The organism is Salipiger sp. HF18 (assembly GCF_011806505.1).
GTDB lineage: Bacteria > Pseudomonadota > Alphaproteobacteria > Rhodobacterales > Rhodobacteraceae > Salipiger > Salipiger thiooxidans.
On the sequence record NZ_JAATOS010000026.1, the window covers coordinates 1 to 25,871 of the forward strand.

Genomic DNA, 25,871 nt, shown 5'->3' on the forward strand with positions numbered 1-25,871 from the left:
GGACTTTCGATGGTGCAAGGGTTCATGCGGCAATCGGGCGGCACGGTACGGGTCTATTCCGAGCTCGGGACGGGCACTACGTTCAAACTATATTTCAAGGCCTGTAGCGGCGAGGAGAGCCCGCCGAAGATCCTTCCTACGTCCCGGGAAATGACCTCGCGACCGGACGCGCGGATATTGCTGGTCGAGGATGAGCCTGCGGTTATTGACGTTTTGGCCAACCATCTGTCGAGGGCAGGTTACTCTGTTACCCAGGCAAACTCCGGCGACGCGGCGCTTGAAATCTGGGAGGCAGCGGAGGCGGATTTCGACCTTCTGATCACTGACATCGTCATGCCAGGTAGCCTTCAGGGTACTCATCTGGCCAAGGAGCTGCGCGCGCGGTGCTCTGACCTGCCCGTGGTCTTCCTGTCCGGATACGCAAACGAGGCAATGGTACACGGCAATGGGTTGCGACCCGAGGACCTTCGTCTGATGAAACCGGTGCGCCGCGCCGATTTCATTTCCGCTGTGGACAAGGCCCTTGATAAGGCAAGCAAAGGATCGAAGATATAGGGTTAAGAATGTCGTGCTTGGGAACAGGCGCTTGAAGGATGCAACTCTCGGCAGCATAGTCGGGCGGCCCCAGAAGGGAAAGGGATCTCGGGATGGATTTGTACATAGCCGATGACAACGACGCCTTTGCCGAATACGTGGCGACCGTCGCACGTCGTGAGGGCTGGACCCCTCGGATATGCAAAAACGGCATTGAACTGCTGGATGCCCTCAAGAGCGATTATCGCCCTGCTTTCCTAATCATCGACGTCAACATGCCTATCATGGACGGAATAGAGGTGATTGAAGGTCTTTTGGATATTTTACGCCCGATGAGCATCCGCTTTGTTACCGGTGGTCCCGACAGCCACGCGCTTGCAGCCAAGATGATTGCCAACGCGCGCTCCATGACAGTTGGCCCTTCCTTGTATAAGCCTGTTTCCGTCAAAACGTTACGAGACGTGTTGGCAGGAGAAGCAAAGTCGATGCAGAATGGAGCGTCCGATTTGAATTCAAAATCTCCATAACAATTTTGGTTAATGCTGTTTCTTTGCAGCTCCGAACCGGTCATTCATGCGTGTCGCAGCATTTCGAGTGACCAGAGGTCCGCAGTGCGGACAAAGCTGCCCTTCCAAGCGACGTCTCGAAGGTCTACTGTAGGCGACACCTGATCAACACTCTGCCCCAGCGGTGCGCAATATGGCTGAACTCCCGAAAAAGGAAATCACTCGTGCGAACCGCGCTGCATGGAACGCGTCTGCACCTTTGCACGGAGAAGGGAAAGACTGGGAGCAGCTTCTAGGGAATGCCGGCCGTCCCGGTTTTTCGGTCCTCGACCCGTTTCTGACTGCCACGCTGGACGGGCTTGACCTCAAGGGCAGAACCGCTGTGCAAATTGGCTGCAACAACGCCCGTGAGTTGATTTCCTTGGCCTCGCTGGGAATCCTGCCCAAAATGGGGATCGACCAAGCGAGCGGCTTCCTTGCCCAAGCAAAGAAACTCGCAGACGCCGCTGGTCTCGATCTGCGCCTGCTTGAGGCGGACATTTACGAACTGCCTTCGGATGTCGGCCAGTTTGACCTCGCCCTCATTACCATAGGCGTTCTCAACTGGATGCCGGACCTATCGGAGTTCTTCAGTATTACATTCGGTCTGCTCGCACCGGGCGGGCGGCTGGTCATCTACGAAACGCATCCGTTTATGGAGGTATTCGATCCGGCAAGTCCGACACCGTTTGAGCCTGCCTTCAGCTATTTTGAGCGGCAGCCACAGGCGGTGACCGAAGCGATCAGCTATGACGGTAGAGACCACGGCAAGGGTGAAACGGGTTACTGGTTTATTCACCCACTTGGCGAGATCATCACCGCGTGCGCTCAGTCTGGGCTCGGCATCGTTGAATTGAGAGAATACGGGCACACCATTCGCGAGCCGGAGTATGACATTTACGAGGGAAGCGCCGCTCAAATTCCGATGAGCTATTGTCTCGTAGCTCAAAAGGTGGCGAGCGCCGAGGGTCGATAGCTGCCATTCGATCGCTGCGCAGCATTCGAAACTTTGGGCTCGATCCGGACTTTCGCGGCACCTTGTCCAACGACTGCGGTGCGGACAAAACGGACGCGCGTGTCAGGCGCAGGTTTCCTACAATGCGACTTATAGAATGTAGAATGTCAGCGAGATCGTTTCGATTGGCGTCAGTCTGCGCTTATCGTCCATCCCATAGTATCGGCCATTGCAGACGGAATTACTTTGTCCAACAATGCATCCATAATTAGGGACGCGCCTACGGCATAAAACGGCCCGTCAAACCTGCCGTTAGAGAGGCCAGCTTGCCGAAGGTATTCCATCATACCATCCAGATCGACGTAGCACTGGGCGACGCCCAACCATTGAAAAATTTCCGTCTGGCGTTGGCTTGGCTCGGCATAGGCCGTCAGGCAGCCCCCAATATCTAGGTTCAACGAAAAAGCGCATATTCCTTGGAGTTTAGGGCTCGCGTCAGGCGTTCACCTTGCGCCTCCATTTCCTCAGTGATCCACTGCGTCTCAGACGGCGACAGGCGCGGGACACGGCTATCGAAGTTCTGCCAATAGCTCTTTAGGGCCGCGACATATTCCTTCCGCGTTTCGATGGAAACGTAGGGTTCGCCCCCAAATCGAATAATTTGGTAGATCGCGCTTTCGAGGTCTTTTGTCCCTGCTACCGTCGGTGCTGGATGCAACAGGAACCCCGCGACAGAGGCGATTAACGCAAAGTTCCGCAACATTTACTGCCTCTCAAGCCATATACTTTTCATCACAGTAGTGCGGCGCTTGGGCATTGTCAGCGCCTGAACCTCTTCGGCGCGACGGTCCGCACCAATGGTCAAGTTGGGCTCAAAGCGGGCGTGCGGCATTGCGGCGTGTCGTGTGCCGAGCCGGGAGTGACAATACGGCGCGAACGGCCCTCTCCGGACCTTCACGAGACTGGCCATCGCTGCGTCGCAGCTTCCTCGAACCAGCCCTTCGCGGCAATGTGCAGCATTATCTTCTTGCCCGAAGTCAGCATTTCGGACGAACCGGTCTTTCACTGCACCAGATTGAATGGCAGATCAAAGCGTTGCGAGACTTGATCTGCTCCTCTGAACACGCCGAGCATCAGGAGCCCGTCCTGACCCCCTCAAGTAGGATCTCGTTTAAACTCTCGCCATGCAGAACGGAGATGTCTCCGGTCGATTCGAGCACGACCGCACGAACTTCGCCGAGGTCCAGAACATTGGCTTCACGCAGTTTTGCAATGACGTCGCTACGGGAGGTTCTCGTGCGCAAGAGTGAGGCTTCCAGGAACTCCCCGTCGCGCATAAGCAGCGCCGGCGTGTTGCCGATCAACCCCTCGAAGTCGTCACGGCGTGCGCGGGTGCGAGAGACGACAAACTGGATGCCGAGAAGCGCCGAAATGGCGATGAGAGCTTGCACGAGACCGCTCCAGTTTGTCGCTTGCACAGAGCCTGCCAGAAGCGAGCCGACGGCGATGGTGGTGACGAAATCGAATGACGTCATCTTCGAAAACGCGCGCAAACCGATGACGCGCACGCAAATCACGACCCACGTCAAGCCGATCAGGGCAAGCAGCGTGCCGCGGAGAAAGATGTCGAGGGCGGTCACATCCGTGAACATCGGTTCGCTTTCAGTTGCTTGGCACGTTGGTAAAAGAGATGTGCAAGGGTGAGGACCAGCACGAAAGAAACGGCTCCAAGGAAGCGCTCGTAGATGCCGTCGATATCTGTGGGAAGAAAGAAGAACAGGGGCGCCGAGGCGCTCCAGACGATCCCGGCGGCAATGAAGACGGTGCGATAAACCGGGCTGACCCGTGCGGACCCGCGCGCTAAGGAAAAGCAGGCGACGGTCATCGCGGCACCAAGAGCATAGACGAGATAGGTGTGGATCACCCAGCCTTCATTGTCGTTGTCGCCGTATTCATTCCGGGCCCCTATGAGGAAAACCAGCAGGCCAAAGACGATGAGTGCAATGATCCCGACACTCCAATCCCACGCGCCGAGGTGGACATGAGCCGCCAGCACCGCAAGACCGATCAATGCTGCGGAAAAGGCGTAGAGGCCGATATCGACGATGAACTCATAGCGCCCTGCGCCGAGATCACTGATGGTGTCCGCAATCCAATCGTGGTCGGGAACGACAAAATCAGCGATTACGATAGAGACGGCGAGCGCTACGCAACCGAAGATAGCCAGTAGTACGAGCGCATGTATAAGAGCTGGTTGCTCGGCGGTTTCGGCGGGCAGCTGGCGAGAGGTCTCTGCGGCTGGTGGCATCTGAGCTCCTATGGGCAGAAGACCAACGTGCCCGCTGCTGATTGGTTCATTTATTAACGATACGCTCTGATCGCCACTCTCCCGACACCGCGTTCGCTCGTTGGGTCAGTGTCGCAGCAATTGCGCTGGTGGCAATTGCTGCGCGCGAGATAGGGAGGCGACCCTATGCTTCAGCCAGCCTGCCGCGTGGACGGGTTGAAGAAGAAGCGGACCATCTCGGCGCTCGCATCCGGGCCTTTCGGATCGGTATAGCTGCCTGCGGGCTGTCCGCCGGACCATGCATGTCCCAGCCCCTCGACAACCCAGTGTTCGACCGCTTCCGTGCCGACGTCGTCGTAGGTCGTGCTCAGTTGATAGGACCGCCCCCCCGCGGCCCCCGCAGCCCCGGTCTGAAGGCTCTGCGCCGGGCCGCCCTCGAGAGCCTGACGGACGATACCTGCGCCGTTGGACGGGTGAACGGTGGCATCGGCATCGCCGTGAAAGACGATGGTTCGCGTAGGAGCCGTGCGCGGAGCGCTACCGGCCTCATGACCGGCCATGGCAGAAAAGGCGGAGGGGACGTCCTTGGCGGCCCCTGCGGGCAGACCCGAATGCGCGCCGACGGCCCTGAACAGCTCCGGGTAGGCGCCGCCAAGGATGACCGCCATTGCCGCGCCCGCCGAGAGACCCGACACGAAGACCTTGTCCCCGGGGATGGCATGGCGGGCGATGACCTCGCACGTCAGGCCGGCAAGGATGGCAGGCTCGCCTTTGTCCCGCATCTGGTCACCGCGGCTGAACCAGTTCCAGCAGGACTGGGCGTTGTCGCCGCGCGATTGCTGCGGATAGACAACGACGAACCGATGCCGCTCGGCCAGGGCGTTCATGCCGGTCCCGGCGGCAAAATCCTCCGGGGTCTGGGTGCAGCCATGAAGCATCACCACAAGGCCGGTGATCCCCTCCCGTGCCGAGGCGGGGACGTATGAGCGGTAGCGGCGCGTTCCGGCAGCGCAGGTGAAACTGTCCTCGGTATAGTGTGCGCCGTCCGGAAGATCGGCGGGCGGCGTTGCGGGCGCACGTTGGGGCTGAAGGCGCGCCATCAGCCCGGAAAGCGCCGAGGTCAGCGTTTCACTGCCGTCACCGGCGGTCGGCCCGGCCACCGGTCCGGCCGTCAGGCCGTGCTGGGCTAGGGTCCGGGACACGAGGTCGTTTGCGGAGGCAAGCCGTGCAGCACGCGCTTGCCCGGTCGCCGGGCGCCATGCGCCGGCGTTGAGATTGATCATCTGGTCTGTCCTTGTGGGAGCCGACGCTACAGGATGCGGTCGGCGAGGGCCTTCTTGATGTCCGCGGACGCCTGAAGGCTGCCGAGAACGGTGATCGAGCCGATGGTCGCCCGGGCGAGGTCGGGCGTGACGTCTGGGCCGATGCGGGCGAGGCCCACGACCTTGATATGCAGGACCTCGCCCGCCGCACGAAGCTGCTCAAGCTCCGTCCGACCGAAATCCCGAAGGCCGAGCTCCATGGTGTGGCGCTCGATGGAGCGGTCGACCGCCTCTCCATGCGTATCCAGTTGCTTACGGATCGCCGTGCGGATGAAGTCGCTGCGGTTTGAGTAGAACCCCTCCTGCACCAGCAGATCGATGCGACCCAGATCGACAAAGCCTAGATTGATGGTGATCTTCTCGTTGTCGGGCTGCTTGTCCCTGAGCTGTCTTACCTCGGCCATCATCATTTCTCCATCTGCATGGATGGTATATGGATGTCTCTTTGTAGAATTCAAGTGGTCAGGAAAGTCTGCCTGTCTGTGGGGCGCAATTTCGCCACGAGCGTGCCGAAGCCCGCTTCCGGGAAAGACGATCGCCATCTGCCTGTGCCTCAGGGACGGTGAAGCAGGGACCGCCTTTGCCCGAAAGCTCCTGATCGCTTCGTTGAGCAACGTTCTGAGGTGATGTCGTAGACGGCCTTGCAGCACAATCCAGGCAGCGCAGTCTGGTGCTGGCCGTCGTGACCGCGATCTCGCTTCCCGCCGCCCGGGGCGGCAGCGGCGCAGGGGGACTTCCCCCCATGACGGGCCCGGCGCTCCGCCTGATCTCCGCGTCTTTCCTGTTGGGGACGGCGAGCACCGCGCTCTGGTCCTTCGGCGGCGAGTTCGTCTCGACGCAGGTGGGCTGGGGACCGACCTGCTGGTCGTCTCCCAAACCGACATGCGCGATCTGGGTGTGTCATCATGTGCGGGCAATCAAAAACGACAGCCCTGTTCACCCGCACTGACACCAACCGACAAAGGAGTCAGATTGCCTTTCTTCGCAAGGATGGGCCTGATAGTTCAATGCGATGCGCGGCGCTGGTCAGTCGATCAAGGATCGCATCCGCTATCGTCGGGTTATCAATGAAGGCATGCCAGTTTTCGGCTGGCAGCTGGCCGCAAACGATGGTCGCGCGTTCACCGATACGATCATCCAGAAGCTCCAGAAGGTCGTGCTTGCCCGTGGCCTTGAGCTTAGGGTCAGGATTCATAACCAGTAGATGACGAGGGCGGCGAGGGCGATGGCCGAAAGGAAGACCTTTGGGCACCGGTCATATCGGGTGGCCACACGCCTCCAGTCCTTGAGTCTTCCGGACATGGCCTTCGACCTGAGGCGATCCACTCGGCCGCGCCTTGAAGGATCTTGGATGTCACGGCTGCCAGCTGGCGATGTTGTCTGTGGCAAACGCCTGGAAGGACCCCGGCGCTTGCCCCGTCAGTTGCGCCACGCCATCGGTCGTCCGGTCTTCGACCCCGGTTCCGATCGTTTCATCGAGACCAGCGAGGATGCCGGCGTAGTCCGGCGGCAGGCCCTGCTCCTCGAAGCGAAGGGCCATATTCCGGGTGGAGAGGGCGACGTGGCGGATCGTTCTGCCGGTCACCTCGGAGAGGATGCAGGCGGCGTCCTCGTAGCTGAGCGCCTCCGGGCCGGTCAGGATCCTGTCGTCGTTGAGCGGCTCGGACGATGTCAGGCAGGCGACGGCCGCAGCGGCGATATCCTCGGCGTCGATGAAGCCCACCCGGGCGCCGCCGGTGGCGCTGTAGATCGCGTCTTCCTCGCGAATGGTGCGGGCGTGGGGCCCTTCGGAGAAATTCTGCATGAACCACGAGGGGCGCAGGACCGCCCATTCGGGCGCGCTGTCGGCCAGCCAGTCATGGACCGCGCCCATCATCGGGCCGCCCCGCTCGAGCAGGGAGGAGCTCAGCAGGACGAAGCGGCGCACGTCGCGCGCCATGGCGCCCTCGAGAAGGGGGCGCATGACGTCGAGGTGGTCGGTCCGATCCGTGGGGGCGACGACATAGGCCGCCGAGCAGCCATCGAAGGCCGCGACGGAGGCCGGATCTGCCCAGTCGAAGGGACGGTCCCGAGCATCCATCGGCCTGCGGGTGCCGATGGCGACTTTGGCGCCGGTGGCCTCAAGGCGCCGAGCCACCCGCTGGCCGGTCGTTCCCTTGCCGCCGATGACAAGAACGCGGTCAGACATTGGTGGCTTCTCCCGCATAGGCTTTCGCAGCAGCCTCGGCTCCGCCGAGGGCGTGGACCGCAACGAGCGGGTTCCAGTAGTCGCGGTACCGGGCGATGCGGCCCTCGCGGAGGGTGACGACGGAGATGTAGTCCTGGTCATAGGGCAGCCCCGTCGCAATGCCCTCGCCCTGGCAAGAAAACTCGAAGACCACCGTCTCGTCTGCGGGGTGGATGGCCTGGAGCGTGAACTCCCCCAGGTGCAGCATCGGACCGAGCCGGGCCAAGTGATCCGCCAGAGCCGGGAGGCCCTCCAGCCGCCGGGGCAGGCCCTCCGGCGCATAGGGAAACTCGAAAAGCACGTCTTCGGCGAAGAGATCCACCATCTCAGGCCCCGCATCGAGCCGGTCGCCGAGAGCGCCGCGCAGAAGATCTGAAAAACTGTCGAACTTGTCGTTCATGAGGAAGGCTCCTATGGGTGGAACGGTAGCGTACCGACCAATTAGGAGCAGAACGGATGGAACGCAACCGTTCCGACGAAAAAACGCGGCGCAAGCCCTCCGGAGCGGCCGTCCCGCGCGCGGATCTGACCGAGGCGCTTTATCGCGCGTTCTTCGAGGAATGGGCGGAGCGCGGTTTTTCGGCGCTGAGCCTCGAACGGGTCGCCGCCCGAGCCGGCGCCGGCAAGGCCGCGATCTACCGGCGGTTCCCGTCACGCCTGGCCTTCGCGGACGCCGCGATCTCGACCCTCGGTCTGCAGATCGCCCTGCCCCCGGCCGAGCACCAGAACCCAGCGGGGGACACCCTCGCGCTCTGGTTTCGGGCGCGGGCCGTGCTGCGCCACCCGCTCGCCCGCCGTATCCTGCCCGACCTGCACGCAGAAGCCGCCAGATCCGCTGAGATGCGCGCGATCAACGACCGCCTGGCCCTAGCACGACGCGAACAGGCGGAAGCGCTCTTGAACCGCGCCGTATGCCGGGGCCAGCTGCCCGAGCAGGTCGACCGTGACCTCGCGCTCGATCTGATGGTCGCTCCGCTTTACTGGCGGATGGTCGTCCGGGGCGTGACCCCCTCCCGCGCGGAGCTTGCGATGCAGAGCCGGGCGATCGAGGCGGGCCTGAAGGCTTCGACCCGAGACAGCGCTCGACAATAGGAAATACTCGATCGCGGCGTACGAAAGGCCACGGGCTTCACATCCTTCGAATGTCATTGAAAAGCTCGAAAGAGACCAGCGGCAGCGCCGGGTGATACGATGTAGCGACGACACCGGGTCGACGAAGACGTGGCGTGCGGCGGAACGAAGCAAAATGTCATGTCCGCTGCCAATCCTGCAGCCAACCGTTCCTGCCGCCCATTCTGAAACAAGGGACAAATAGTCGGCCAGAAACGGCCGCCCATGCCGAAGCACGTCGGGGCGATCCGCGTGCGCCTTGAGATCTCAGGAGGCACCCGCGATCTTGCGCACTTCAACCTTCCAATCGACAGCCAAGCTCCTTGGCCGTGACCTCGCGAAACGGGAGGTCACGGCCGTCTATCCGCCTCGTCGAGGGACGCATCCGGTCATCGCTGAACAGCAAATCGGTCGCCGCGAGAGTCGTCACGACATGCGCGGTCGCTCTCGCGTCGATGATGGACATGCCCGCATCCAGTCCCATCGGAACAGTGGGTCGTCTGAGGCTTCCCTTCGCTCACATCACGATCAGCGTTTGAGTCGACCCGCCCTCATCCCGGCTGAAAGAACTCCAGAAGCATGCCCTCGTTGTCGTGGATGAAGGCGAAGCGCGATCCGCTGCCGTCGGGAACTTCGCGGGGCGGAGCGACGATCTCCACCTGCCGGTCCCGCAGATCCGCCATGGCAGCGTCGAGATCAGCAACCGCAATTGCGAGATGTCCGATCCCTCCGATGCGGAGGTTCGTTTCGGGCTTGCGCCGGTCATCGGTCATCGGCGCGGCTGCTTCGTTTTGAAAGAGTTCGATCCGGATGTCGCCGCGCCCGATGAAGGCGGCCCGTACACCGGGCCAGCCGTAGCTGGAGAGCAGCTCAAAGCCGAGCGTCTCCCGATACCAGGCGATGCTCGCGTCGAGGTCGCTCACGGTGGCGCCGACATGGTGAAGGCTGGACAGGGCTATAGGCTGTGTCATGTCTTTGGTCTCCATATGTGAAGGTCTGCAAGGGCCGTTGATCTCTGGGCGCCCGGTTTCGGCTCGGGGCGACCGTAGTTTCGAACGGGGTCCGCCAGGTATCTCGGCCAACCGGGGGCGGTGCGCCCGAAGTCCGGCTCAGATCGACGCACTGGCCAGAACGTCCCGCATCGGCACCGGGTCGCGGCCAAGAAGGCGTGCGAGGGTCGGATCGGGACGAGCGAATTCGCCCGCGCGCGCCGCGCGGAAGTAGCCCAGCATGATGGCGATCGCGCCCTCGGGCACGTCGTTCTGCCGCGCGGCGCGCTCCATCTCTTCTTCCGACACCACGTCCCGCGTGATGGCGCGGCCCGTCACGTCCGACGCAAGCCGCGCGAGATCCGCCAAGTCGAGGGTCTCGGTTCCGGTCAGCGGCGGCGTGGGTCCGTCGATGATCTCGTCTCCTGCGAGTAGCCGGGCGTCGACCTCGGCGAGATCTTCATGTGTCACCCAGGCAACCCGGCCGTCCTGGGGGCCGGAAAGCGTTCCCTGCGCGAAGCCGCGGGCGTTCATCCCCAGGGCGCGCTCTGCGTAGAAGCCATGGCGCAGCGCTGTCCAGGCCAGGCCCGACTCGGCCAGCATGGCCTCGGTCGCCGCGTGATCGCGTCCAGGGGGAAACCGCGACTCCGGCGAGGCCGAGATCTGGCTCGTGTAAAGCAGGCGCCCGACGCCGATCTCGCGCGCCACCTCGATCGCCACGCGATGCTGCGCGAGCGGATCGCCCCCGTTTGCGGCAGCGTTCGAGGACACGAGTAGCACCCTCTCCGCACCCTCCCATGCGTGGCGCAGGCTGAAGGCGTCGTCGTAGTCGCCGCGCCGCACGCGGATACCGGCCTCGGCCAGCTTGGCCTCCTGTGCGGGGTTGCGGGTGCTGATGCCGATCCGACCGGTCGGCACCAGTATTCTGAGGTGATCCACGACCCTACGGCCGAGCTGTCCGGTCGCGCCTGTGACGATGAGCATACCTTCCTCCCGATTGCTTACAGGTGAGCCGGACGATGCGACGCCACCACGCCAAGTAAGTGGCTGTTCTTGTTCTCGGTGACTACGCACCAATTCTCGAATACCGTGTTCTCCATGAAGAACAGTGACTCCCTGGACGACCTCGCGATTTTCCACACCGTTGTCCGCGAGGGGGGATTTCGCGCTGCCGCGCGGCGATTGGGTCTTGCGCCGTCGAAGGTCAGCACCACGGTCGCGCGGATGGAGGCGGCGCTTGGCGTCTCCCTGCTGCGGCGCACCACGCGCAGCATGGCCACGACGGATGCCGGCCGCGCGCTGGCCGACCGGATCGGCCCCCTTCTCGCAGGGCTCGATGCAGCTCGCGCCGAGGTAGCAGAAACCGCCGATTCCGTGCGCGGGCGACTCAAGTTGAACGTGCCGGGGGCCGTCATGCCCGACGTGCTGCCGTCGCTCCTCGCCGCGTTCCACGCCCGCCACCCGGAGGTGGAGGTCGAGATCGTGGTGGAGAACGGCATCGTCGACATCGTGGAAGCCGGCTGCGATGCCGGCATACGCTACGATGAGGTGCTGGCACAGGACATGGTCTCGATCCCTATCGGGCCGCGGACACAGCAGATCGCACTTGCTGCCGCCCCGGATTACCTCGAGGCGCGCGGCACGCCAGAGGCGCCGCGGGAGCTTACCGAACACCAGGCAATCCGCTACCGCCTGCCGGATGGTCCGCTGCTGGCCTGGCATCTGGTTGAGGGTGGCCGGATTGTAACGGCCGAGCCGATCTCGCGCCTGATCCTCGGCGTCAACGCGATCGACACGGGTCTCGGTTTCGCGCGCGCGGGCATTGGCATCATCGCGACCTTCCGCAACTGGCTGGAGAAGGATTTTGCGAACGGCGATCTCATGCCGGTGCTGCCCGAAAACTGGCCAGCCCGCAGCGGGCCCCGCCTATACTACCCCAGCCGCCACGCTCCCCGGCCGCTGCGTGCCTTCATCGAAGTGTGCCAGGATCACCATGATGGCTGAACGCAAGTCGAGCCGGACGCCTTGCGATACCTAGCCCGGGCATTGAAGGCAGGTCCGTCTGCCAAACTATTCGACACTGCATGTCTGGCAGTCGACGCCGCGATTACCAAGTCGGCTCTCCAGCCTCGGCCAAAGTCGGCTCGCTGGGGCAGGCAGGGTCCGGCCTCGTTCCCACTCAAAGCCGGAAGGTGACGGTTGCGGCGAGTGCGATCGCTGAGAAGAAGGTCTTCGGGCATCCTGCGCATCTACAACTGTTTCCACCCGGTGCTGCCGGAGGAAAATGCTGTGAAACAAAGGCTTGATAACGATCATGAGAACAGGCCGCTGAGATAGTCGGTCCTCGACGCCGATTGCAGAACATGATTCACCCGCTGCGGATCAACGGCGGAGACAGGCAAGGGGCCCCTGGACCTGCTGATCCCTCCCGGGATCATGCTGCCCATGACCCTGCCGGTCAGTGGATGCATTGTGTGAAACCTCCGGGGCAGCGCCTCACGGCGCGGGACTTCAACCGCCAGGTCACGGAGCTTCGGGTCCGCATCGCGGCGCTCAACGGCGACACCGCGCTTGGCATTCCCGTCACCGAAGCGGTGGGATAAGTCCGGCCGGAGGAAGGGAAACCTCGGTCATCACCCAATTTGTGCAACAGAGCCCTGAACCTCCCGCAACCCCGGGCCTGTCAACGTGACAACACCTGCCGGAGCCATCGGATGATACCTGACTCTTCTGGGACAAGTTGTTCCGCCAAATCGCCAGCGAAGGCCAGAAAGGCCGGAAGGTTCAGTCGGTTCACGCCGATAACCACAGGAATATCCCGATCGAGCGCTTCGACAATCAGGCTGCAGAAGCCGCGCCCGACGGTTTCCTGCTTGCCGAACTTGTTGACGATCAAGACATCGGCACCGGCAAAACCCGCCGACACCTCGGCGACAGCCAGCTCGAGCGCACCCGCATCCAGCCTGCACCCGCGCGAGCCCGGCCCCAGGTTCTGGTTTATGACAAGACGCGGGCCGTCCGGCAGGATGCGCAGGGCAGTCTCGCAGGGGTGTTGACCGGGTTTGGCAGCGGCTGACTGAACAACGCCCGAGGGCCGGAACCCGTCATTGCGCAACCGGTCTGCGACGCCCCCCAGGATCAGACCTGCGGCCCCGCGCCCTTCCATCGTCAAGTAGCCAAGTTTCACGTTCATTTCCCTCGCTGCAGCGCCCGACCGCTGCCTCGGGGCCGCCCGTCCCACCTGCGGGATGGCGGCCCGGAAGCCTGGTCCATGGCGCGTATGGTCAGGCCGACGGCTGGCTGAAGACCGTCACCTTTGGCAGCGGGCCGTCATAGCGCTCGACCTCGGCCACACCGGTATGACCGCAGTTTCCCTGCGCCAGTTTCGAGGTGGCGATGCCGGTCGTAAGGATGTTGACGTCACCATAGGCGCACAGACTGCCGATCTGGCGCGGATTTTCCGGATCGAACCAGCCGCCCTCGTTGATGCGCACGACCCCGGGCATGATCTCGTCGGTGATCTTCAGACCGGCGAGCATCTGGCCGCGGTCGTTGAAGACCCGCACCACGTCCCCATCGGACAGGCCGCGCTGTTCCGCATCCGCGGGGTTCATCCAGCAGGGCTCGCGCTCCGCGATCTGATAGGTTTCGCGGTTGACGGTGCCGCAGAGCTGCGAGTGGAGCCGCATCTGCGGGTGGTTCGCCGCCAGGTGCAGCGGGTACTTCGTGTCGGGACCGTCAAGACGTTCGATCGGCTCCATCCAGGTCGCATGCGGCGGACAATCGTCATAGCCGTATCTTTCGATCGCAACGGAGTAGAGCTCGAACTTGCCCGACGCCGTGCCGAGCGCGTTCAGCAACGGATCTTCCCGGAAGTCGGCATGGCGGACAAAGTCCTCCTGCACCTCCGCCACGGGGAAGGCGAGCGGCTTGTTGCTGTCCCAGAAGACGTCGAAGACCGGCATCTCCATGCCCTTGGCGCGGGATTCGATCTTGGCCGCCTCGTAGATCTTGCGGATCCAGTCCATCTCGGTCAGGCCCTGGGTGTAGGCATAGCCCTGGCCGAGCTTTTCGGCGATGTCGGCGAAGATCTCGAAATCGCTCCGTGCCTCGAAGACGGGCTCCACGATCTTCTTCATCGGGACGATGTGGCTGAGGGCGTAGTCCCCGACCTGTTCGATGTCGTTGCGCTCATACGAGGTCGTTGCCGGCAGCACGATATCGGCATGCCGCGCCGAGGCGGTCCATTGCACGTCATGCACGATGAAGGTGTCCAGCTCGCGCCAGGCGCGCAGCATCTCGTTGCGGTCCTGTTGGTGCGAGAAGGGATTGCCGCCAACCCAGTAGGCCATCTTGATGAGCGGCAGCTCGATCTCGTGACCGTTGAACTGCATCGTCTTGCCGGGGTTGAGCAGTGTCTCGACGAAGCGCGAGACGGGGATCGAGACCGCGCCGCCCCCTGCCAGCCATGCCGCGCCTTCGGTCGACTGGCCCGAGGCGTCGTCGACGGCCTTCAGGATCGGCGTGGTGTGGGTGGGCGAGCCGCCAGAGGAATAGTGGTAGCTCAGCCCATAGCCGCCGCCCGGCAGGCCGATCTGCCCCAGCATCGCGGCCAGCGTGATCAGCATCCAGTGGACCTGTTCGCCATGGTGCTGGCGCTGCGTCGAATAGCCGAGCGCGAGCATCGTGCGGTTGCTGGCGAACCGCCGCGCCAGATCGCGCAGCGTGTCCGCCGGAAGGCCGCAGATCTCGGCCGCCCAGTCCGCCGTCTTCGGCGTGCCGTCGCTCTCGCCCAGAAGGTAGGGCAGGAACTTGTCGAAGCCCGCCGTGTAGCGGTCGAGGAAGGCCTGGTCGTGAAGCCCCTCTTCATAGAGCGTGTGGGCGATGCCCAGCATCATCGCGACATCGGTCTGCGGACGCGGCGCGATCCATTCGCCGTTCAGTTCCTCGCAGGTTTCGGTGCGCACCGGGTCGATGCAGATGACCGGAGTGCCGGCGTCCTTCATGCGCGCGATACCGGGCCAGGCGCCATGATCCGCGACCTGCCAGGAAATCTGCGAGTTGTTGAGCGGGTTGCAGCCCCAGAACACCATCAGCTCGCAGTTTTCCGCGAGGTTGTTCCAGGTCGTGCACTGCTCGTAAACCTCGAGCGAGCCCGAAACATAGGGCAGGATCACCTGCGCAGCACCGGTGGAATAGTCGCCCGAGCTGTTGGTGTAGCTGCCGGTCAGATTGAGCATGCGGCGCAGCAGGGTCTGGCAATTGTGGATCTTGCCGGGGCTTTTCCAGCCGTAGGAGCCGGCAAAGAGCGCCTGCTGCCCATAGGTCTCACGCACCCGCACGATCTCGTTCGCGACAAGCTCGATGGCCTGCTCCCAGCTCACCCGGACGAAATCGCCCGCGCCGCGGCCATCCGGATCGGCGCCGGGCCCCTGTTCGAGCCAGGCGCGCCGGACCATGGGATAGCGAATGCGCGATTCCGAATAGAGCGAGTCCATCACGCCGGGAAGCTGCGGCGACGGCTGGGGGTCTTTCTCCCACGGCTTGAACTCGACCGCGCGGCCGTCCTCGACGATACCGTAGAAGACGCCCCAGTGGCAGCCCGAGACCACCCCCTGCGTCCCGGTCTGCGCGGCAGCGCCGCGTGCGAAGAGCGGCAGGCCGGCAAGGCCGAGCGCGGCGGCCGATCCCTTGAGAAAGCTCCGCTTGGAGAGCGACGGGCCGTCCAGCGGTGTCTCGGAGTTGTTGGTCATAGCCTGTCCTTTCAGATCGAAACCGAAGCAGGGGCCCGGTCCGGGGCCCCGCCGCGCCCGGTCAATTCTGTTTTGCCTTCTCGAGGAAGGCGCTTAGCAACTGTGCAACGGCATCGTAGTAGCCGTTGCCATCCGCCACGGTGAGGAATGCCGCGAACCGGCCCACCCAAGCCAGCTCATCAAGCAGGGCGGAGATCAGTTCGGAATTGCCCTGCCGCAGGGCCTCGGCCAGCGCGGCAAGCTGGATGGCGATATGGTCGGCGGGTTCGCAACAGGTCTCGGCAAGATGCAGATCCAGCCCGCGAAGAAGCCCTTGCATCCGACCGACCGCGGGCCCGCAAAGCCGGCCCGTGCCATCCCAGACACTGGCATAGGGCGGCAGGCCGCGCTGCCGGAAGATGCCTTCGAAAAGCGCCGTGTACCGCCTTTGGAGTGCGACGGTCACATCCTGCGCGCTGCCGTCCGCAAGCTTGCCGCAAAGCGTCTCGGCTGCGTCCGGGCGGCCGAGAAACGTCCCGATCTCCCGGAGTGCCGCCCGCCCCTGGGCTGAGCGCCCGGCCTCGATACGTGCCGCATCGGGCGGGGTCAGGAACTGGAGCGCGAGCCAGTCTGCAACCAACTCAAGATCGGGGTCGGCGCCGCGCTCCGGGGCGGGTGCGGAATTCAGGGCGGCGCTCATTCGACCGATCCCTTGCTCGGGTTGAGATCCTTCGAGTGGTTCTGCACAAAGGCCAGGATCAGACGATACTGATCATCGGTGAAGGAGGTGAAGCGGCGCATCGCCTTCATGGTGCCAATCCACTGGTTCGCCGTGAAGTGGGTCTTCTGCGGCAGGACGTGGCACGCGGCACAGGCCTTCTGGAACGTGTCCTGGCTGTAGTCCCAGACCGCATCGCGATTGGTGTTCAGATCGGTCGCATCCGACCAGAGCGTCACTTCGACCGGAACCCAGGACTGGCCGGTATCGGCATCGGTCTCGGGCTCGCCGCGCTGGACGGCCTCGATCGCCGCATCCGAGAGAACCGCCATCATCACCCGCTGACCCTTGGCCTGATAGACCACCGACGGGGCGTCGGTCATCTGCCAGCCCTCGATCCGCAGTTCGGCCTTGTCGCCATCGCGGGCCGCGACCGTGGCGAGCGCGCCGCCCAGAAGCTTGCCATCTTCCTCGGAATCGCCATCGACGTCGGCGGCGTTGAGCCAGACATCCTTGGTGCCGATCACGGTGGTCTGCGCGCCCTCGTCAATGTCCGAAGCGGGCGAGGTCGGCAGGTCGGGTGCGACGGCGATGACGTTGTCGAGCATCACCAGTTCGTCGGTATGGTTCGGCTCTGGGGTTCCGGGCGCGGGTTTGTCGACGGCGGGCAGGTGCTTGATGTAAAGCGCCATGGCCTGCACGTCCTCGAAGGGCAGCTGCGACGTGTTCTCGATGACTTCGGCCATGTCCCCGTCGGCGGCCCGCCCGATCGGGCTGATGCCCGTGTGCAGATAGTTCGCGATCGACGCCGTGGACCAGAATCCGATCCCGGTCTCGTCCGGCGTGATGTTGGGGAAATAGCCCGTGCCGTCGGTGTTCGGTCCGCCACCAAAGCGCTGCGATGCGATCACGTTGCCCATGAACCCGCGCGGCGAATGGCATTCGGCACAGTGGCCCGCGCCTTCGACGAGATAGGCCCCCTCTTGGTAGGCCGCTTCGTCCACTCCTTCGGGGACCGGACCCGGCTCGAACGGTTTTCCGTCGAGAAAGGCAAGGCGCCAGACGCCGACGCCGCGGCGGATGTTGAAGGGGAACTTCAGCTCGTGATCCGGCACCTCGTCGGCTTCGGCGGGCAGCGTCATCATGTAGGCGTAAAGGTCACGGACGTCCTCGCCGCTCAGCCGCTGGTAGGACGTATAGGGGAACGCGGGATAAAGGTTCTGCCCATCCGGCAGCAGGCCGTCCGGCCCGACACCCTGGCGCAGCGCACGGTCGAATTCCGCCAGCGTCCAGTCACCGATTCCCCGGTCCTTGTCCGGCGAGATGTTTGGCATGTGGAACACGCCGAATTGCGTATCGAGCACGCGCCCGCCGCCGAGGACCGTATCGTCCTCCTGTCCGGGGGTGGCGTGGCAGGTGGCGCAATCCGACGCCAGGAAGACGTGGCGCCCGTTTGCGAGGTCCGCCTCCTCGACCGCGGGGAGATCGCGGGAGGGATGGGTGGCGGACCAGGTCCAGGGAGACGTCAACACGAGGAATCCGAGGCCGCCCAAAAGCACGAGGCCGCCCCCGATCCCTGTTAGCGATCTGCGATTCAAAGTCATGGTCTGTGCCTCCGGTCCGGCCGTCGGAGTGTGAACGGCCACGCATGACGTAGCACCAACAGACCCGTCAAAGGTTGTCAGCTTGTGAACAGATGTAAACGCCATGTAAACACGTGGGCGATCGACGCATTGGCTTTGCCAAAGGCACGACTTGCTGGCAAAAGCGCAGGCGTCCCCAGCGCCAGCGAGATGACGATGCCCCAGTCCACCGACCGCTTGTCAGAAATACTGCGCAACGAAAGCGATGCCCTGGTGAAGGAGACGGTTCGGCTCGCGCTGGAGGCGGGCTTCACCGACCAGACAAGCTCCATGCGGGCCGCCTGGACGGAAGCCACAGAGCGCCTCAACGACTGCATCGTGGCGTATCTTTGTGACCCGCTGCGCCATGGCCGACTCGACGGGCGGCACGACTACCGAAGCGACAAGCGGTTCAACGCCCTGCGCGAGATCGCCTGGCGGCATCACGACGCCGGTGTCACGCTCGAGCTGAATCACGGTCTGTTCAAGCTCTACCGCCGTGTCTACCTGGATCGTCTCGGGCCGCTTCTGCGCGCCGAAGACGCGGCGTCCGGCGCCGGCCCTGCCGATGCGCCCCCCCTCGAAGAGCGGCTCGAATGCTTCTTCGACGAAGCGGATCAGGCCATGCTCACCCCTTGGGCGGTGACCGGCGCGGGGGATGCCGCGCTCGGCGACAGCGTGCGCCGCCTCACCCGCGAGCGCGATCAGTATTTCGGGGTCATCGAGAGCCTGCGCGGGCCGGTCTTCATCGTGGGCGAGGACGGCGCGCTCGTGAACGCCAACCAAGCGGCGCTCCAGTCGTTTCTTGGCCTGTCCGAGGCCGGTGGCCTCACCTACCGCCTCGCGCTGCAGCCGCATCGCCGCGAGCTTCAGGCGATGGTCGACAGGATTCTCGGCATCCCCACCGATGATCGGAGCGCGGTCTGGCTGCGGACCGATGACGGCAGCCGCTGTTTCGACATCCGTGTCCGCGACGTCGAGGATACCGTCCACAAGCTGGACCGCTGGCAGATCATCCTGATGCACGACGTGACCGAGCACCTGCGCGCGGTCGAGCGCGCGCGCGACGCCGAAAACACCATGTCGCTGTTCCTTGCCGCCATGAGCCACGAGATCCGCGGCCCGCTTCACTGCGTGCTCGGGGCTGCCGAACTTCTGGAGGGATCCGATCCGGGCGAGACGGACCGGCTGGTCGAGCTCATCGGGGTCTCGGCCCGTGGCCTCAATGCGACGCTCGAGAACGTGCTCAACTTTTCGCGGTTCGAACATCAGTCGCCGCAACCGCGGCCGGAGCCCGTCGCCATCGCGGACGCGCTCGCGAATTTCGTGCGCATGCAGGAAATCCTCGCCCGTCAGCAGGGCGTCCCGCTTGGGCTCGAGATGGTGCCCGATGAGATCCCCGGCGAGATCCAGCTCGACTGGTCGATGACCCAGCAGGTTCTCGGAAACCTGGTTCGCAACGCGCTCAGGCATGACGATGGCCGGGGCGTGACGGTCAGCCTGTGGGCCGATGCCGACGCGCTTTGTTTCCGGATCGACGACCACGGCCCCGGCCTGCCCGAAGAAATCCGCCAGATGCTGGCCAGCGGAGTTGCCGAACTGCGGCCGCGTGCCACCGGGCGCGAAGGTTCGGGGCTCGGGCTCGCCATTGCCCAGAGAATGACAAACGCCCTTGGCGGCCGGATCACCGCGCTCGACACAGCGGCCGGTGCGTCGGTCGAAGTCCGGCTGCCGCTGGTTCCTGCCGCAACCGCTGCTCGACCGTCCATGCCGAGCGCCCATGGCGGGCAGTTCGAGGCAAGTTGTCTGGTCGTGGATGATGATCCGATCGGCGGGCTCGTGACCGGCGCCATGCTCGAACGCCTCGGCCTCACGGTTGATCACGCCGGTGATCTCGGCCAGGCAAAAGCGCTCTGTGCGGCCCATCCGGACGCCTACGATTGCTTCATCGTCGACTATCGCCTGTCGGACGGCACGGGGAGCGATTTCGCGCGCTCCGTCCGCCTCGACCCGGCTTTGCGGGGAAAGCCGGTGCTCTTGCTGAGCGCGAATGTCGGCCTGATCCGCGATCGCCCCGAGGAGGCAGAGATGTTTACCGCCGTGCTCGAAAAACCGCTCGACGCGGCGGCCCTCGCGCAGGCAATCCGGATCCGGACACGGCCGGCGGCGGGCACGGCCCTGCTCGACGGTCTGTCGCCGTCCGTGCAACGGCGCATGGCAGAGGCCTTTGCCGAAAGCTGGTCGGAGTTCCGGGCGATGCTGTCCCGCGAGACATCCACCGTAAGAGACCCGGTAATCGCTGGCCGGGCGCACAAGCTGGCGAACGGTGCCATGACATTTGGCCTGACCGAGCTGGCAGGGGCGTTGCGTGCGCTCGAACATGCACATGAAACCGAGACGCCGGAGGCAAGCGCGCTGGAAACCGCGCGGGCGCAGGTCTTGCGCCACACCCTGGCGCCAGATTGGCCGGACGGCGTTGTGAAAGATCCGCAATGACCGACCCGGCTGACATCCTGCTCGTCGATGACGACGTACTGGCGCAACTCGCGGTCGAGGACATCGTCGACCAGCTCGGTCACCGCTTCAGCTTTGCGCCCGATGGCGAATCCGCCCGCAAGGCGCTTGCCGAGAACGATTACGCGCTTGTCCTCCTCGACCGGCGCCTTCCGGACACGGACGGGCTGCTTCTCGCCCCGCTGATACGGGAGGAGACCAAGACGCCCTTCATTGTCCTGTCGAGCCTCGATTCCCCGACCGACCAGGCGCTTGGCCTCGGCATGGGGGCAATCGACTACGTCTGCAAGCCGATCCAGCCGGTCATTCTGAGCGCGCGCATCGAGGCAGGCCTCGCGGCCCGCCGCCAGTCCCGCGAGCAAACGCAGTTGAGCGTCGGTGAGTCGCTGCACCTCGACACGCGGTCGCGGCGGCTCAGCGTTGCGGGGAGGACGGAAACCCTGTCGCCGACCGAGACACGTCTGCTCGTCTGTCTGATCCGTCACATCGGGCGCCCCTGCGACCGGATGCAGATCAGCATGGCGATCTGCGGGCGGGAGTGGGTGTACGGAGATCGCACCATCGACGTTCTGATCTCGCGCTTGCGCCGCCGGTTGAGGGGCAGCAGCGCAGAAATCATCACGGTCCACGGGCTCGGTTACAGCCTCATCGAGGATGGATGATCTCTCCGCACAGGTATACCGAAGCCGCTCGATCTCCACTTTCAAACGAAGCTCTGGCCATTTCCAAATCAATGAGGCTCTGTTGCACAAACCGGCTGAGGGATTCATCTCGCGAATCCAGCGTGGTAGCTGGCCTGCAAGACCAGGAGCTGGCCGGGCTACAATGAAGCGCTCAAGCGCCGAGGCTCGCTGACGATCCACTGACCGGCAGTGCATTGCGCAGCAATGTCACGAGAGGTTGGTTCGATCCCGAGACGAACTTGGATGCCCTGCCGACAGGCAAGCGTGGCCGCCAGAAGACGCTGGCTGAGAACATTCCCTACCGCGGCTCCAGGGGGCCGCTGCACCTGCTGGATCCCTCTCGGGACATTGCTGCGCAATGCCCTGCCGGTCAGCGGACAGCACCGGCATCAAGGTCGAGGGCGAAGGCGAGTGGCACGCCCGCAAGCATGGCGGTCCCAAGCGGCGGGTCTGACGCAAGATCCACCTTGGGATCGACGAGGAAACGCTGGAAGTTCGGGCCGTGGAGATCACCGGGTGTCACATCGGCGACGGACCGGTGTTACCAGACCTGCTCGGCCAGATCCCGGAGGCCGCCCGGTATGGCTGCAGAAACCGGCGAGGCAGCTGCGGATCCCAGACAGATCCACGAGCCGGTCAATCGCGCGCAGAAAGTGATCTGGCGGGACATGATCTTCCAGCGAGACCTCGTAGAACAGCGCCGGCTGCGCCTCCTGCCGGGGTCCCATCATCGCCAATCCTCCCACCCAATGCGGGAATTGAATCCGCCGGCGGCCCTGCGATCAAGGATGAGGTTTTCAACGAAATACGCCGCTTCGCGTCGATGCCAGGCGCCATGCTGCGGCGAGCACAAAGGACCGTTTTAGGCTGAGAGCGGTCGACCTCGCCCCACCGCCAGGCTGAACTGCATGAGGCGCCGGCGTTCAGCTACTCACGCGGCGCACTCCTCGCGAGTAGGTCGTCGCATTCCCGGCGCTCGGCGTCGACGAGGGGTATCAGCGCCGCTTCTTCCGATTTATGGACCGAGGGCTCCGGTGATGCGGCGGGCGCCTGCGGCACCGGCGCCTTGCGCGGCGGCGGTTCGGAGGAAGCCGTCGGCATTCCCGCCCCTTCCAGGCGGATGCGATAGGTCGTGTCCGGGATCGCCACGCCAGCCTCTTCGATGGCGGTCTTGACCAGGCGGATGGCGTCCCCGCGTGCCGCGGCAAAGCCGGTCGCGGTCTGATCAACCCAGCCGGTCACGCGCAGGATCGCGCCTGACTCGGTGATGTTCTCGATCCAGACCAGCTCCTCCGGGTCATCCAGCACGAAAGGCAGCGCCTTCAGCGTCGCCTGTGCCAGGCCGCGCGTCGCCTCGAGATCCGCGTCAGGGTCGATGCCGATATCGAACATGAACCGCCGCGCGGGATACTGCGTGTAATTCACGATCTTGCCCTTGAAGACAGTCGCGTTCGGGATGCGGATGTGATTGCCGTCGAGCGACAGCAAGATCGTCGCGCGCGAGGTCAGTCGGATCACGCGGCCGATGTCGCCTTCGATCTCCACCAGATCGTTCGGGCGGAAGGGTTGGCGCAGGCTCAGCATGACGGACGCCACGAAGTTCTCCACCGTGTCGCGGACGGCAAAGCCGATGGCCAGGCCGATGATCCCCGCAGCACCGAGGATCGTGCCCAGCAGGGCCGCCGCCCCCATGACATCCAGCGCAACCACGATGCCGACGATCCCGGAGGCCACGCGGAACGCCTGCCGATAGAGCTCGGCGATGAAGGCATTGGGCGAGATGCGGTCCCAAAACCGCATTCGCGCCACGAGGAAGCCTGCCGCGACGATCGCCAGGAAGGCCGCGAGCGCCAGCAACAGCAGGGGCATACGGGAGATAAGCTGCTCGACCCGCGCCCGGAAGCGGTCAACCGCGGGATTGATCTGATTGGCGAGGTCGTCCGAAGCCGAGAGCGTGTTCTTCACCGCAACGACACCCTCGAGGCGCTCGGCAATGCTCTCGGCCTTCTCGCTGATGGATGGCTCCGCCACATCCCCCGCAAGCGAGACGACCCCGGCATCGACGCTGACCGTGATCCCGTCGAACTCGAGGGCTCCCAGAATGGCTCGCAGGCGCGTCGCGACGGCCGCGTCGTCAGGCACGTCCTCTACCGCAAGCGTGGGCAAGAAATCGGCCTCGGCCACGACATCCTGGGCCAGGACCTGGCAGGGGGCGAGTATCAGGGCGAGGCATAGAAGGACTTTGTTCATACGTCCCCCAAATAGCGTGTTCCTCGGGGGCGCCAACAGGACAGGCGGCCGATCAACATCAGTCCGGCAATGCGAGCGATCAAACGGCCAGGGACCGGACATTCTCATCACGTGTCATGGCCTGATCTGTCTCATCACGTGTCATGGCCTGATCTGAATGTGAGATAGCACTCCTGGCGACCATGCGCTTGCCACCGATGCTCAGCCACATGGCGGGTGCATGACCGGTTCGGGCCAGACTGCCACGTTCGTGCCAAACTTTCGCTGCGGCAACTCTCAGCCGCTCCCTGCCGGGCAGGCCGCGTGGCGCTCTCGGATACCGGGCGCCGGCACCGGAGACCTTCATCCCAATGGATCGAAGGCCGACCATCCACTGGCATTCAAGCCGGACCACGCGTTGGGGTCAGCTCGCGGATCCGTCGTGTCCGGCACCGTGCAGGTGGAAAATGCGCTTTGGCATATCGATCCCGATAATCGGAAGCTCGGATATGGATGCTCCGTCCTTCTCGAATGGCTACAGCACGCACCACATCGGGACATTGCGATGCCGTCAGGTGGCGGCATCCACGCCATCGGCAGAGCTGGCCGCAGGCGCAAACCAAAAGACCTCAGAACATGCCGTTTTCGTTGGCGGCGGCTTCCGGGTCGTGCCGGATGTCGTCGTCGGCGACGACGGATGCACTCTCTTCCACCTTGTGATCGAGGAACACGCTTTGGTGGAACTCGGTCACCAGCTCGATATTGGCGGCCTCCTGCCCGGCCTCCCGTTCGGTCGAGCGGGCCAGGACGGGGCTTGTGAAGAGCGAGGAGGCTGCGAGCGCTCCCGGCAGGGCGAGAAGATGAAACCGCATGAATAGCATCGTCTTGGCGTTGGTCCGATCCTGCCCGGACAGGCGCTGCAGATCATGAGAACACGACGCCTGACGAGATGGTGAGGCGGGCGCCCGCCTTCGCTTCGCACCAGCGCTCCACCAAGCGACCCGCCCCGAGCCAGCAGCCCTGCCGCGACACAAGGCAGGCCCGGCCAGGAAAGGCTCACGTTCCGCGGCGGCTCTTCCTCCGCCACGAGCGATAGGCTAGTGCTTGCGGAAGCCCATGGGCACATCATGGGCAGCACAGGGGCCGAGCTTTTCATGAAACCCATCCGCCTGATTTCCGGCATTCTCACCGTCGGGTTCTGGACGCTGGCGAGCCGCGTGCTCGGCGTCGCGCGCGAGATCTTCATTCTCGCCTACATCGGGCCCGGCCCGGTGATGGACGCGTTCGTCGCGGCCTTCCGCCTGCCCAACATGTTCCGCCGGTTCTTCGCCGAGGGCGCCTTCAACGCCGCCTTCGTGCCGATCTTCTCAAAAAAATACGAGGGAGAGGAGGACCCGCTGCGCTTTGCCCGCGATGCGCTGAACGGGCTCGCCTTCGTGCTGCTGATCCTGAGCGCACTGGCGCTGATCTTCATGCCGGCGCTGGTCTGGGCCACCGCGGGCGGCTTTGCCGGGGACGAGCGCTTTGCCCTCACCGTGGGCTACGGCCGCATCATCTTTCCCTACATCCTGCTGATCTCGCTGGCGGCGCTGTTCTCGGGGGCCCTCAACGCGACCGGACATTTCGCCGCCGCCGCCGCCGCGCCGATCCTGCTCAACGTCTTCGTCATCATCGCCATGGCGGTGGGCGCGGCGCTCGGGGGCGATGTGGTGCTCTGGCTGGTCTGGACGATCCCGCTGGCCGGGGCGGCGCAGCTCGCTCTGGTCTGGATCGCCGCCGAGCGCGCAGGCATCAAGGTGCGGCCCGGGATGCCGCGGCTGACCCCCGACATGAAGCGGCTGGTGCGGGTCGCGGTGCCCGCGGCGCTGGCAGGTGGGGTGATGCAGGTAAACCTGCTGGTGGGCCAGCAGGTGGCCTCGCAGTTCGACAAGGCGGTGGGCTGGCTCTACGCCGCCGACCGGCTCTACCAGCTGCCGCTCGGCGTGGTCGGCATCGCCGTCGGCATCGTGCTGCTGCCGGACCTCTCGCGGCGGCTCAAGGCGGATGACACCGAGGGCTCGCGACACGCCTTCTCGCGCGCCGGAGAGATGGCGCTCGCGCTCACCGTACCCGCCGCGGTGGCGCTGATGGTGATCCCTCTGCCCATGGTTTCGGTGCTCTTCGAGCGCGGCGCGACCAAGGCCGACGACAGCGCCGCCATCGCTCTGGCGGTGGCGATCTACGGGCTCGGACTGCCCGCCTTCGTGCTGCAGAAAGTGCTGCAGCCACTGTTCTTCGCCCGCGAGGACACCCGCACGCCCTTCCGCTACGCGGTCTGGTCGATGGTGGTGAACGCTGTTCTGGCGATCGGCCTCGTGCCGCTGATGGGCTGGATCGCCCCGGCCGTCGCGACCACTGCCGCGGG

At 64.3% G+C, this 25,871-nt stretch carries 24 protein-coding genes and 5 pseudogenes; 11 read left to right on the top strand and 18 right to left on the bottom strand.

The features are described from left to right. From HC022_RS05015 to HC022_RS05025, 3 genes are all read left to right on the top strand, one after another. Positions 1 to 555, top strand: a 555-nt coding sequence (locus tag HC022_RS05015) for a response regulator (protein ID WP_167451592.1), incomplete at its 5' end; no start/stop codon positions are given. A 92-nt stretch (positions 556 to 647) separates the two neighbouring features. Beyond that, complete coding sequence (locus tag HC022_RS05020) at positions 648 to 1,061, top strand: response regulator (protein ID WP_167451593.1); 414 nt, start codon at positions 648 to 650, stop codon at positions 1,059 to 1,061. Between the two features lie 172 nt (positions 1,062 to 1,233). Continuing rightward, on the top strand, positions 1,234 to 2,055 hold the full coding sequence (locus HC022_RS05025) for a bifunctional 2-polyprenyl-6-hydroxyphenol methylase/3-demethylubiquinol 3-O-methyltransferase UbiG (protein WP_167451594.1): 822 nt from the start codon (positions 1,234 to 1,236) through the stop codon (positions 2,053 to 2,055). Positions 2,056 to 2,488: 433 nt separating this feature from the next. Here the strand turns inward: HC022_RS05025 and HC022_RS05030 are convergent, their stop codons facing one another. From HC022_RS05030 to HC022_RS05070, 9 genes and pseudogenes are all read right to left on the bottom strand, one after another. Further along, complete coding sequence (locus tag HC022_RS05030) at positions 2,489 to 2,797, bottom strand: hypothetical protein (protein WP_167451595.1); 309 nt, start codon at positions 2,795 to 2,797, stop codon at positions 2,489 to 2,491. A gap of 370 nt (positions 2,798 to 3,167) precedes the next feature. Continuing rightward, positions 3,168 to 3,686 (bottom strand): DUF421 domain-containing protein, encoded by a 519-nt coding sequence (locus HC022_RS05035; protein WP_008885482.1) that lies wholly within the window; start codon positions 3,684 to 3,686, stop codon positions 3,168 to 3,170. Continuing rightward, positions 3,671 to 4,342 carry a DUF998 domain-containing protein gene (locus tag HC022_RS05040; RefSeq protein WP_167451596.1) on the bottom strand — a complete coding sequence of 224 codons (672 nt, stop codon included), beginning with the start codon at positions 4,340 to 4,342 and terminating at the stop codon, positions 3,671 to 3,673. The genes HC022_RS05035 and HC022_RS05040 overlap by 16 nt, the downstream gene beginning before the upstream one ends. Before the next feature lie 170 nt (positions 4,343 to 4,512). After that, complete coding sequence (locus tag HC022_RS05045) at positions 4,513 to 5,604, bottom strand: PHB depolymerase family esterase (RefSeq protein WP_167451597.1); 1,092 nt, start codon at positions 5,602 to 5,604, stop codon at positions 4,513 to 4,515. A 26-nt stretch (positions 5,605 to 5,630) separates the two neighbouring features. Further along, a complete protein-coding gene (locus tag HC022_RS05050; protein ID WP_167451625.1) occupies positions 5,631 to 6,047 on the bottom strand; it encodes a CopG family transcriptional regulator in 417 nt (138 codons plus the stop codon). 563 nt (positions 6,048 to 6,610) lie between these two features. Next, positions 6,611 to 6,838, bottom strand: coding sequence for an ATP-binding protein (locus HC022_RS05055; RefSeq protein WP_167451598.1), 228 nt, complete (start codon positions 6,836 to 6,838; stop codon positions 6,611 to 6,613). Next, positions 6,835 to 6,945: pseudogene (locus tag HC022_RS05060) on the bottom strand (IS5/IS1182 family transposase); the annotation flags it as partial. The gene HC022_RS05055 and the pseudogene HC022_RS05060, both read right to left, overlap by 4 nt. A gap of 52 nt (positions 6,946 to 6,997) precedes the next feature. Continuing rightward, positions 6,998 to 7,831 carry an NAD(P)H-binding protein gene (locus tag HC022_RS05065; protein ID WP_167451599.1) on the bottom strand — a complete coding sequence of 278 codons (834 nt, stop codon included), beginning with the start codon at positions 7,829 to 7,831 and terminating at the stop codon, positions 6,998 to 7,000. Then, complete coding sequence (locus tag HC022_RS05070) at positions 7,824 to 8,270, bottom strand: nuclear transport factor 2 family protein (RefSeq protein WP_167451601.1); 447 nt, start codon at positions 8,268 to 8,270, stop codon at positions 7,824 to 7,826. The genes HC022_RS05065 and HC022_RS05070 overlap by 8 nt, the downstream gene beginning before the upstream one ends. Before the next feature lie 56 nt (positions 8,271 to 8,326). Between HC022_RS05070 and HC022_RS05075 the strand changes: the two genes are divergently transcribed. Both HC022_RS05075 and HC022_RS28990 read left to right on the top strand, forming a co-directional pair. Then, positions 8,327 to 8,962 carry a TetR-like C-terminal domain-containing protein gene (locus HC022_RS05075; RefSeq protein ID WP_167451603.1) on the top strand — a complete coding sequence of 212 codons (636 nt, stop codon included), beginning with the start codon at positions 8,327 to 8,329 and terminating at the stop codon, positions 8,960 to 8,962. A gap of 219 nt (positions 8,963 to 9,181) precedes the next feature. Continuing rightward, positions 9,182 to 9,332 (top strand): annotated as a pseudogene (locus tag HC022_RS28990) (integrase); the annotation flags it as partial. 199 nt (positions 9,333 to 9,531) lie between these two features. On the opposite strand, the gene HC022_RS05085 reads toward HC022_RS28990, so the two are convergent. Continuing rightward, entirely contained in the window at positions 9,532 to 9,951 is a 420-nt protein-coding gene (locus HC022_RS05085; RefSeq protein WP_254884944.1) for a VOC family protein, read from the bottom strand. Between the two features lie 138 nt (positions 9,952 to 10,089). Next, the gene (locus HC022_RS05090; RefSeq protein ID WP_167451609.1) at positions 10,090 to 10,953 is read right to left on the bottom strand and encodes an NAD(P)H-binding protein; all 864 of its coding nucleotides are present in this window, start codon (positions 10,951 to 10,953) and stop codon (positions 10,090 to 10,092) included. A 114-nt stretch (positions 10,954 to 11,067) separates the two neighbouring features. Here HC022_RS05090 and HC022_RS05095 point away from each other — a divergent pair, with 114 nt between their 5' ends. Further along, complete coding sequence (locus HC022_RS05095) at positions 11,068 to 11,973, top strand: LysR family transcriptional regulator (RefSeq protein ID WP_167451611.1); 906 nt, start codon at positions 11,068 to 11,070, stop codon at positions 11,971 to 11,973. A gap of 461 nt (positions 11,974 to 12,434) precedes the next feature. Continuing rightward, a pseudogene (locus HC022_RS05100) lies at positions 12,435 to 12,572 on the top strand (IS5/IS1182 family transposase); the annotation flags it as partial. An 80-nt stretch (positions 12,573 to 12,652) separates the two neighbouring features. Here HC022_RS05100 and HC022_RS05105 read toward each other — a convergent pair. The 4 genes from HC022_RS05105 to HC022_RS05120 form a co-directional block, all read right to left on the bottom strand. After that, the gene (locus tag HC022_RS05105) at positions 12,653 to 13,162 is read right to left on the bottom strand and encodes a DUF2478 domain-containing protein (RefSeq protein ID WP_167451613.1); all 510 of its coding nucleotides are present in this window, start codon (positions 13,160 to 13,162) and stop codon (positions 12,653 to 12,655) included. Positions 13,163 to 13,253: 91 nt separating this feature from the next. After that, positions 13,254 to 15,722 carry a trimethylamine-N-oxide reductase TorA gene (torA, locus tag HC022_RS05110; RefSeq protein WP_167451615.1) on the bottom strand — a complete coding sequence of 823 codons (2,469 nt, stop codon included), beginning with the start codon at positions 15,720 to 15,722 and terminating at the stop codon, positions 13,254 to 13,256. A 61-nt stretch (positions 15,723 to 15,783) separates the two neighbouring features. Further along, positions 15,784 to 16,401: a molecular chaperone gene (locus HC022_RS05115; protein ID WP_167451617.1), complete on the bottom strand. Its 618-nt coding sequence runs from the start codon at positions 16,399 to 16,401 to the stop codon at positions 15,784 to 15,786. After that, the gene (locus HC022_RS05120; protein WP_368484614.1) at positions 16,398 to 18,065 is read right to left on the bottom strand and encodes a c-type cytochrome; all 1,668 of its coding nucleotides are present in this window, start codon (positions 18,063 to 18,065) and stop codon (positions 16,398 to 16,400) included. The genes HC022_RS05115 and HC022_RS05120 overlap by 4 nt, the downstream gene beginning before the upstream one ends. Before the next feature lie 153 nt (positions 18,066 to 18,218). Here HC022_RS05120 and HC022_RS05125 point away from each other — a divergent pair, with 153 nt between their 5' ends. The 3 genes and pseudogenes from HC022_RS05125 to HC022_RS05135 form a co-directional block, all read left to right on the top strand. Continuing rightward, complete coding sequence (locus tag HC022_RS05125) at positions 18,219 to 20,537, top strand: ATP-binding protein (protein WP_254884945.1); 2,319 nt, start codon at positions 18,219 to 18,221, stop codon at positions 20,535 to 20,537. Beyond that, positions 20,534 to 21,217 (top strand): response regulator transcription factor, encoded by a 684-nt coding sequence (locus tag HC022_RS05130; protein ID WP_167451618.1) that lies wholly within the window; start codon positions 20,534 to 20,536, stop codon positions 21,215 to 21,217. Before HC022_RS05125 ends, HC022_RS05130 begins: the two co-directional genes overlap by 4 nt. A 129-nt stretch (positions 21,218 to 21,346) precedes the next feature. Further along, positions 21,347 to 21,806: pseudogene (locus HC022_RS05135) on the top strand (transposase); the annotation flags it as partial. Position 21,807: 1 nt separating this feature from the next. On the opposite strand, the pseudogene HC022_RS05140 reads toward HC022_RS05135, so the two are convergent. The 3 genes and pseudogenes from HC022_RS05140 to HC022_RS05150 all read right to left on the bottom strand — a co-directional run. After that, positions 21,808 to 21,969 (bottom strand): annotated as a pseudogene (locus tag HC022_RS05140) (IS5/IS1182 family transposase); the annotation flags it as partial. 196 nt (positions 21,970 to 22,165) lie between these two features. After that, positions 22,166 to 23,422 carry a mechanosensitive ion channel domain-containing protein gene (locus HC022_RS05145; protein ID WP_368484615.1) on the bottom strand — a complete coding sequence of 419 codons (1,257 nt, stop codon included), beginning with the start codon at positions 23,420 to 23,422 and terminating at the stop codon, positions 22,166 to 22,168. Between the two features lie 674 nt (positions 23,423 to 24,096). After that, a complete protein-coding gene (locus tag HC022_RS05150) occupies positions 24,097 to 24,339 on the bottom strand; it encodes a hypothetical protein (RefSeq protein ID WP_167451621.1) in 243 nt (80 codons plus the stop codon). A 282-nt stretch (positions 24,340 to 24,621) separates the two neighbouring features. On the opposite strand from HC022_RS05150, the gene murJ reads away from it, so the two are divergent. Further along, positions 24,622 to 25,871, top strand: a 1,250-nt coding sequence (murJ, locus tag HC022_RS05155) for a murein biosynthesis integral membrane protein MurJ (protein ID WP_167451623.1), incomplete at its 3' end; no start/stop codon positions are given.

Excerpts from the sequence above, each read along its gene's own strand:
- HC022_RS05020 (WP_167451593.1), top strand. The coding sequence starts at position 648 with ATGGATTTGTACATAGCCGATGACAACGACGCCTTTGCCGAATACGTG.
- HC022_RS05025 (WP_167451594.1), top strand. The coding sequence starts at position 1,234 with ATGGCTGAACTCCCGAAAAAGGAAATCACTCGTGCGAACCGCGCTGCA.
- HC022_RS05030 (WP_167451595.1), bottom strand. The coding sequence starts at position 2,797 with ATGTTGCGGAACTTTGCGTTAATCGCCTCTGTCGCGGGGTTCCTGTTG.
- HC022_RS05035 (WP_008885482.1), bottom strand. The coding sequence starts at position 3,686 with ATGTTCACGGATGTGACCGCCCTCGACATCTTTCTCCGCGGCACGCTG.
- HC022_RS05040 (WP_167451596.1), bottom strand. The coding sequence starts at position 4,342 with ATGCCACCAGCCGCAGAGACCTCTCGCCAGCTGCCCGCCGAAACCGCC.
- HC022_RS05045 (WP_167451597.1), bottom strand. The coding sequence starts at position 5,604 with ATGATCAATCTCAACGCCGGCGCATGGCGCCCGGCGACCGGGCAAGCG.
- HC022_RS05050 (WP_167451625.1), bottom strand. The coding sequence starts at position 6,047 with ATGGCCGAGGTAAGACAGCTCAGGGACAAGCAGCCCGACAACGAGAAG.
- HC022_RS05055 (WP_167451598.1), bottom strand. The coding sequence starts at position 6,838 with ATGAATCCTGACCCTAAGCTCAAGGCCACGGGCAAGCACGACCTTCTG.
- HC022_RS05065 (WP_167451599.1), bottom strand. The coding sequence starts at position 7,831 with ATGTCTGACCGCGTTCTTGTCATCGGCGGCAAGGGAACGACCGGCCAG.
- HC022_RS05070 (WP_167451601.1), bottom strand. The coding sequence starts at position 8,270 with ATGAACGACAAGTTCGACAGTTTTTCAGATCTTCTGCGCGGCGCTCTC.
- HC022_RS05075 (WP_167451603.1), top strand. The coding sequence starts at position 8,327 with ATGGAACGCAACCGTTCCGACGAAAAAACGCGGCGCAAGCCCTCCGGA.
- HC022_RS05085 (WP_254884944.1), bottom strand. The coding sequence starts at position 9,951 with ATGACACAGCCTATAGCCCTGTCCAGCCTTCACCATGTCGGCGCCACC.
- HC022_RS05090 (WP_167451609.1), bottom strand. The coding sequence starts at position 10,953 with ATGCTCATCGTCACAGGCGCGACCGGACAGCTCGGCCGTAGGGTCGTG.
- HC022_RS05095 (WP_167451611.1), top strand. The coding sequence starts at position 11,068 with ATGAAGAACAGTGACTCCCTGGACGACCTCGCGATTTTCCACACCGTT.
- HC022_RS05105 (WP_167451613.1), bottom strand. The coding sequence starts at position 13,162 with ATGAACGTGAAACTTGGCTACTTGACGATGGAAGGGCGCGGGGCCGCA.
- torA (WP_167451615.1), bottom strand. The coding sequence starts at position 15,722 with ATGACCAACAACTCCGAGACACCGCTGGACGGCCCGTCGCTCTCCAAG.
- HC022_RS05115 (WP_167451617.1), bottom strand. The coding sequence starts at position 16,401 with ATGAGCGCCGCCCTGAATTCCGCACCCGCCCCGGAGCGCGGCGCCGAC.
- HC022_RS05125 (WP_254884945.1), top strand. The coding sequence starts at position 18,219 with ATGCCCCAGTCCACCGACCGCTTGTCAGAAATACTGCGCAACGAAAGC.
- HC022_RS05130 (WP_167451618.1), top strand. The coding sequence starts at position 20,534 with ATGACCGACCCGGCTGACATCCTGCTCGTCGATGACGACGTACTGGCG.
- HC022_RS05150 (WP_167451621.1), bottom strand. The coding sequence starts at position 24,339 with ATGCGGTTTCATCTTCTCGCCCTGCCGGGAGCGCTCGCAGCCTCCTCG.